4 protein-coding genes are annotated in these 6479 nt (G+C 59.6%); all 4 read left to right on the forward strand.

The window, feature by feature from the left end:
• Positions 1 to 124 precede the first annotated feature (124 nt).
• Positions 125 to 1699, forward strand: coding sequence for a VanW family protein (locus tag AB8996_RS10455; protein WP_369298929.1), 1575 nt, complete (start codon positions 125 to 127; stop codon positions 1697 to 1699).
• 93 nt (positions 1700 to 1792) lie between these two features.
• The gene (locus tag AB8996_RS10460; protein ID WP_369298930.1) at positions 1793 to 3712 is read left to right on the forward strand and encodes an NAD(+) synthase; all 1920 of its coding nucleotides are present in this window, start codon (positions 1793 to 1795) and stop codon (positions 3710 to 3712) included.
• A gap of 31 nt (positions 3713 to 3743) precedes the next feature.
• Positions 3744 to 4769: a D-2-hydroxyacid dehydrogenase gene (locus AB8996_RS10465; protein ID WP_369298931.1), complete on the forward strand. Its 1026-nt coding sequence runs from the start codon at positions 3744 to 3746 to the stop codon at positions 4767 to 4769.
• A gap of 32 nt (positions 4770 to 4801) precedes the next feature.
• On the forward strand, positions 4802 to 5935 hold the full coding sequence (locus AB8996_RS10470) for a cysteine desulfurase family protein (RefSeq protein ID WP_369298932.1): 1134 nt from the start codon (positions 4802 to 4804) through the stop codon (positions 5933 to 5935).
• The last annotated feature ends 544 nt before the right edge of the window (positions 5936 to 6479 follow it).

The raw sequence follows: 6479 nt of genomic DNA on the forward strand, positions 1-6479 counted from the left end.
AAAAGCCGGTTTCCCGTTTTTTTGGAAATACTGGTAAAGGACAGCCTGAAAGGGAAGACACGGGCAATTTGTTGTTGCGTGAAAATAAAGTATTGGGATATCTGTTAAGAAAGAGGGACTTTTTATGAAAAACTGGAGAAAAGCGATCCTTCTGGCAGCGGCGGCGCTGCTGCTGTTGACGGGCTTTTCCGCCTGTTCTGTGGGGAAAAAGCAGGAAGAATCTTCCGCGGTGTCGTCGGAGGTTTCCGACCCTACCCTGTTTGCGGAGGGGACAAGCATCGGCGGCAAGGATATTTCCGGCAAAACCGTGCCCCAGGCGCTGGAGATCGCCAGGGACGCCATGGAGGAAAAGCTGAAAACCATGGAGATCACCGTGAAGTTCCGGGACGATACCGTGTCCCTGACCAAGGCGGATTTTGAAGTGAAAGAGGTGCTGGAGCAGACCCTGCCGAAGCTGCTGGAAAGCAGGAAAACGGGAGACCACCCCCTTTCCTTTGTCACCGACCTGGCGGAATCCGGCAGGCAGAAATTACAGGCGGCAGCCAAAAACTGCTATGTGCAGGGGCAGAACGCCACTGTGGCAGGCTATGACAGCAGCACAGGAACCTTCCAGTTTACCGAGGAAAAGAACGGCAGCCGGGCGGACATGGTGACAACGCTGAAAAGCGTGCGGCAGCTGCTGTCCCAGAAAAAGGGCGGCGCCGTGCAGACCGCTTTTTTGGAGACAAAGCCGGAGCTGACCAAGAAATATCTCTCCGAGAATTTCAAGCTCATGTCCTCTTATACCACGGAATCCACCAATACCTCAAACGGCAACAGCAATATGGCGCTGGCGCTGTCCCATGTGAACGGCACTGTTTTGCAGCCGGGGCAGACCTTTTCCTATAACGGCACCATCGGCGACAGCACCAACCCCGACGCCGGCTGGCTTCCCGCAGGCGGCTTGATGGGCGGTCTGCACGTACAGGTTTACGGCGGCGGTATCTGCCAGGGCTCTACCACCCTGTACAATGCGGCGCTGCTGGCGGGCATGGAGATCGTGGAGCGGGACTGCCACAGCGAGCCCTCCTCCTATTGCCCTATCGGGCTGGACGCCACGGTGGACTACGGCAATATCGACTTCCAGTTCCGCAACCCGCTCTCCACCCCGGTGTACATTCTCTCCTGGATGAGCGATGTGACCCTTCATGTGAATTTCTACGGCTGCTTCCCCAAGGAATGGAACAAGATCACCGTGGGCAGCGAGCAGACAGGCTATGAGGAGCCCCTGTCCGGCGTCAGCTTTACGGAGGACCCCAATCTGGAAAAGGGGCAGTATGTGCGCCGTTCCTCCGGCAACAGCGGCTATTCCGCCCGGGCATGGAGAACCTTCTATAAGGGCGACGCCACCGTAAAGACCGAGGAGCTGCCCTCCTCCTATTACGAGCCTACCGGCACCATTTACGCCGTGGGACCCGGCACGGATACCGGCAAGGTGGATACCTCCAAGGAGTCCGGCAGCACCACGCCGGAGGCTACCCCCACCACGGCGCCCACGCCCTCCCCGGGGAACGACCCCACGCCGCCCCCGGTAGATGATCCGACCCCGCCCCCGCTGCCCGACCCCGTCGTCACGCCGGAGCCAGACCCGGTGGTGACCCCGGAACCGCCGGAGCCCGACTCGGACGACGACCGTTTCTGGCAGCCGGACAATTCATAAGGAAAGCTTTGCTCCCCAGCGCCGCTATGACGCTGGGGAGTTCAGAATACGCCCATATTTTCTGCATGAACACCAAGAAAGGGGAGTTCCTTTTTGAAAGATGGATTTTTGAAGCTTGCCGCCGCCACGCCCGAGGTGAAGGTGGCGGATCCCAGAGAAAACGCCCGGCGCATCGCCGCCCTGATCCGTCAGGCGGCAAAGGAGGGCTGCGGCGCGGTCTGCTTCCCGGAATTGTCGCTGACCGGCTATACCTGCGGCGACCTGTTCCGGGACAAGACCCTGCTGGACGCTGCCGAGGAAAGCCTGATGTGGCTGATGAAGGACACGGAAGCGCTGGATATCCTCTGCGCCGTGGGCGTGCCTGTTCCGGCGCGCGGGGGGCTTTACAACGGCTGCGCCGTGTTCCAGCGGGGAGAGCTGCTGGGTATTCCCGCCAAGACCCATATCCCCAATTATTCTGAATTTTACGAGGCAAGGCATTTTACTCCTGCCCCGGCGGACAGCTTTTTCCTGGAATTTGCCGGGCAGGAGACGTTGCTCGGCTCCATGGTTTTTTCCTGTGAAAACGTGGAAGGGCTGTGCTTCGGCGTGGAGATCTGCGAGGATTTGTGGGGGGCGGAGCCGCCCAGCGCCCAGCTGGCGCAAAACGGCGCCACCGTGCTGCTGAATCCCTCCTGCAGCGATGAGACCATCGGCAAGGCGGAGTACCGCCGGGAGCTGGTGAAATCCTGGTCGGGACACTTGCTTGCCGCCTATGTCTACGCGGACAGTGGGTTGGGAGAATCCACCACGGATATGGTCTTTGCCGGGCACGATATCATTGCCGAAAACGGCTCCCTCTTAAACGAGAGCCGGCTGTTCACCACCGGGCTGCTCACCGCCGAGGTGGATATCGAGCGCCTTTCTCAGGAGCGCCGCCGTATGAACACATGGCAGGAAGAAACGGCTTCCCGCCGGGAGCTGCCCCATATCCCGTTCCGCTACGAGGAAAAGACGCTGGAAAGCTTTGCTCCCGGCAGGGTGTTCTCCCGCTATCCCTTTGTGCCCCAGGATAAGGAGGGGCTTTCCAGCCGCTGCGAGCTGATCTTGACCATGCAGTCCGTGGGGCTTGCTACCCGGCTGTCCCATATCGGCTGTCAGGACCTGGTGCTGAACCTGTCCGGCGGGCTGGATTCCACATTGGCGCTACTGGCAGCCGTGCGGGCGTTTGACCGCCTGGACCTGCCCCGCAAGGGGATACACACGCTGTCCCTGCCCTGCTTTGGCACCACCAGCCGCACCAAGAGCAATGCCCAGAAAATCGCGGAGGAGCTGGGAGTGGACTTTGCGGAAATTTCCATCGAGCAGGCGGTTAAGCAGCATTTTGCCGACATTGGGCAGAGCATGGACAAGCTGGACGTGACCTTTGAAAATTCCCAGGCGCGGGAGCGCACCCAGGTCGCCATGGACATGGCAAACAAGGTAAACGGCATTGTGCTGGGCACGGGCGACCTGTCCGAGCTGGCGCTGGGCTGGGCGACCTACAACGGCGACCATATGTCCATGTACGGCGTGAACGCTTCCATTCCCAAAACGCTGGTGCGCCATCTGGTCCGCTATGAGGCGGAGCACAGCGGCGACAGGCTCCGGCAGGCGCTGGAAGACGTGCTGGACACCCCCGTCAGCCCGGAACTGCTGCCCCCGAAGGACGGCGAGATCGCCCAGAAGACGGAAGAAGTGGTGGGACCCTATGAGCTGCACGACTTTTTCCTTTACTATATGCTGCGGTTCGGCTTCCGCCCTGGAAAAATCTACCGCATGGCGTGCCGTTCCTTCCAGGACGACTATTCGCCGGAAACCGTGAAGCATTGGCTGACCGTTTTTTACCGCCGGTTCTTCGGCCAGCAGTTTAAGCGCTCCTGCCTGCCGGACGGACCGAAGGTGGGCTCCGTTACCCTGTCCCCGCGGGGGGATTTCCGTATGCCCAGCGACGCCAGCAGGCAGATCTGGCTGGACGAGATCGAGGGGCTGTAAGCCGCTTTTCAAAAAAGAAAGGATTTTTTCCATGAACTATCACATTTTGACGGTCATTCCGCTGGAACAGCGGCAGAAGCAGCGGCTGGAAGATGCCGCGCCCGGGTGCGAGCTGCGGGTGCGCGGGCTGACCGGGGAATGCTTTGACGGGCGCCTGGGCTTTACCGATTTGGCGGAACGTCCCCTGCTCACAGAAGAGGACATGGGCTGGGCGGATATCCTGCTGGGCAATGTGTCCCCCAGTTTATTGAAGCATTTTTCCCGGCTGCGGTGGATACAGACCGGCAGCGCCGGGGTAGAGCCTTATTTGCAGCCCGGGGTGCTGCCGGAAAACGTCCTGCTGACCAACTCCACCGGGGCGTATGGGCTTGCCATTGCGGAACATATGCTGGGCATGCTGCTGGAGCTTATGAAAAAGCTGGAGCTGTACCGGGACGCGCAGAAAACAGGGGCTTGGCAGTCCTTGGGAGCGGTGAGCTCCGTTTGGGGCTCTACCGTGCTGGTTCTCGGCATGGGGGATATCGGCGGCGAATTTGGCATGCGGTGCAAGGCGCTGGGGGCGAAGGTCATCGGCGTGCGCAGGACCGTTCGGGAAAAGCCGGACTATGCCGACGAGGTCGCCACTTTGAATGAGCTGGACAGCCTGCTGCCCCGCGCCGATGTGGTGGCAATCACCCTGCCGGGCACGGAAGCCACAAAAAACCTCATCAGCCGGGAAAGGATCGCCCGCATGAAGGACGGCGCGGTGCTGCTGAATGTGGGCAGAGGAAGCATTGTGGACACGGAAGCCTTGTGTGACGCGTTGGAAAGCGGTAAGCTGGGCGGCGCCGGGCTGGACGTGACCGAGCCGGAGCCACTGCCCCCGGGGCACCGGCTGTGGCGGCTGCCCACGGCAGTCGTCACGCCCCACATTTCCGGCTATTACCACCTGAAGGAGACCCACGAGCGCATTGTGGAACTGGCGGAGGAAAATTTGCGGCGCTTCCTCGCCGGGGAACCTTTGCGCAACCAGATAGATTTTGCCGCCGGTTATCGGAAGCTGGTTGTTAGTTGTTAGTTGTTAGATAGGCGGGAAAAAGGAGAAACGGTATGACGGAGCACTATTTGGATAACAGCGCCACCACCCCGGTGCTGCCAGAGGCGGCACAAAAGGCGGCGCAGATAATGACGGAGGAGTTCGGCAACCCGTCGTCGCTCCACAGCCGGGGCTTTCGGGCAAAGCAGGAGCTGGAAGCCGCCCGCGGCATTGTTGCCGCCCGGCTGGCAGCAAGGCCGGAGGAGCTGCTTTTTACCTCCGGCGGGACGGAAGCCAACAATCTGGCGGTGTTCGGCGCGGCGGAAGCGGGAAAGCGCAGGGGCAGCCGCATTGTCACCACGGCGGTGGAGCATGATTCCGTGCTGAAGCCCATGAAAGAGCTGGAAAAGCTGGGCTATGAGGTGGTCTATTTGAAGCCGGACGCCGCCGGGCATATTTCCGAGGAAACGCTGGCGGAAGCCATCGACGAAAAAACGGTTCTGGTCAGTATCATGCTGGTGAATAACGAAACCGGGGCAATTTTCCCCGTCCAGGCGGCGGCAAAAGCTATTCGGCGGAAGAAATCCCCCGCCCTGCTGCATACGGACTGCGTGCAGGCATTTGGCAAGCTGGAGTTTACCCCCCAGAAGCTGGGGGCGGACCTTGTTACCATCAGTGCCCATAAGCTCCACGGACCCAAGGGTGCGGGGGCGCTGTATGTGCGTAAGGGGGCGCGCGTTCTGCCCCGCGCTTTCGGCGGCGGGCAGGAAAGGGGCATGCGCTCCGGCACGGAAAGCGTTCCGCTGCTCTGCGCTTTCGGCGAGGCGGTGCGCCAGCTGCCAAAGCCCGCGGAGGTGCTGCCCAAAATAGAGCGCCTGAACGCCCTGCTCCGAAAACAGCTTTCCGAGCTGCCGGGGGTGGAATGCAATTCCCCGGAAGATGGGCTGCCCTATCTTGTGAATTTTTCTGCCGGCACTGTCCGGGCGGAAACCATGCTCCATTTTCTGTCGGAACGGGGGATCTACGTGTCCTCCGGCTCTGCCTGCGGCAGGGCAAAGCCCAGCCATGTGCTGGAAGCCATGTCGCTGCCCAGGGAGCGCATTTCCTCCGCCCTCCGCGTCAGCTTTTCCCGCTTTACCACGGAGGAAGATATTGACGCTTTGACTGCCGCTTTGTCGGAGGGCTTACGAACCCTGGCAAAAGAATGAGAGAATTTCTATTTGTTTCCACAATATTTTAAGTTTGAAAAATTTCTCTTTGCAAAAGAAAAGAAGTGTAGTATAATAACAATCACAAAATTGTTATGATTGAGATGTAAAAATCTTCGCTCTGATCTGCAGCGGCTTTTTTGGTATAGAGAGTAGCAAGTTGCGGTCGGGAAACATAGTCGTTGTTTGTACAGAGAGGGTTCACGAGCGCCCATTCTCGCCTGTCGGCTCGGTCGGATCAGAGTCCCCCTTATCGGGACGCGCTCACCGCAGTTTTTCAGCATGGAGAGTAGTAGGTTGCGGTCGGGAAACATAGTCGTTGTTTGCACGGAGAGGGTTCACGAGCGCCCATTCTCGCCTGTCGGCTCGGTCGGGTCAGAGTCCCCCCCACCGGGACGCGCTCACCGCAGTTTTTCAGCATGGAGAGTAGTAGGTTGCGGTCGGGAAACATAGTTGTTGTTTGTACGGAGAGGGTTCACGAGCAAAAAAGCAAAAAAGATAAAGGAACGTGGAGTTATGAGGGGCGAGGGAAATCGGAAAGGAA

It is taken from the genome of uncultured Neglectibacter sp. (assembly GCA_937958185.1).
Classification (GTDB): domain Bacteria; phylum Bacillota; class Clostridia; order Oscillospirales; family Acutalibacteraceae; genus Acutalibacter.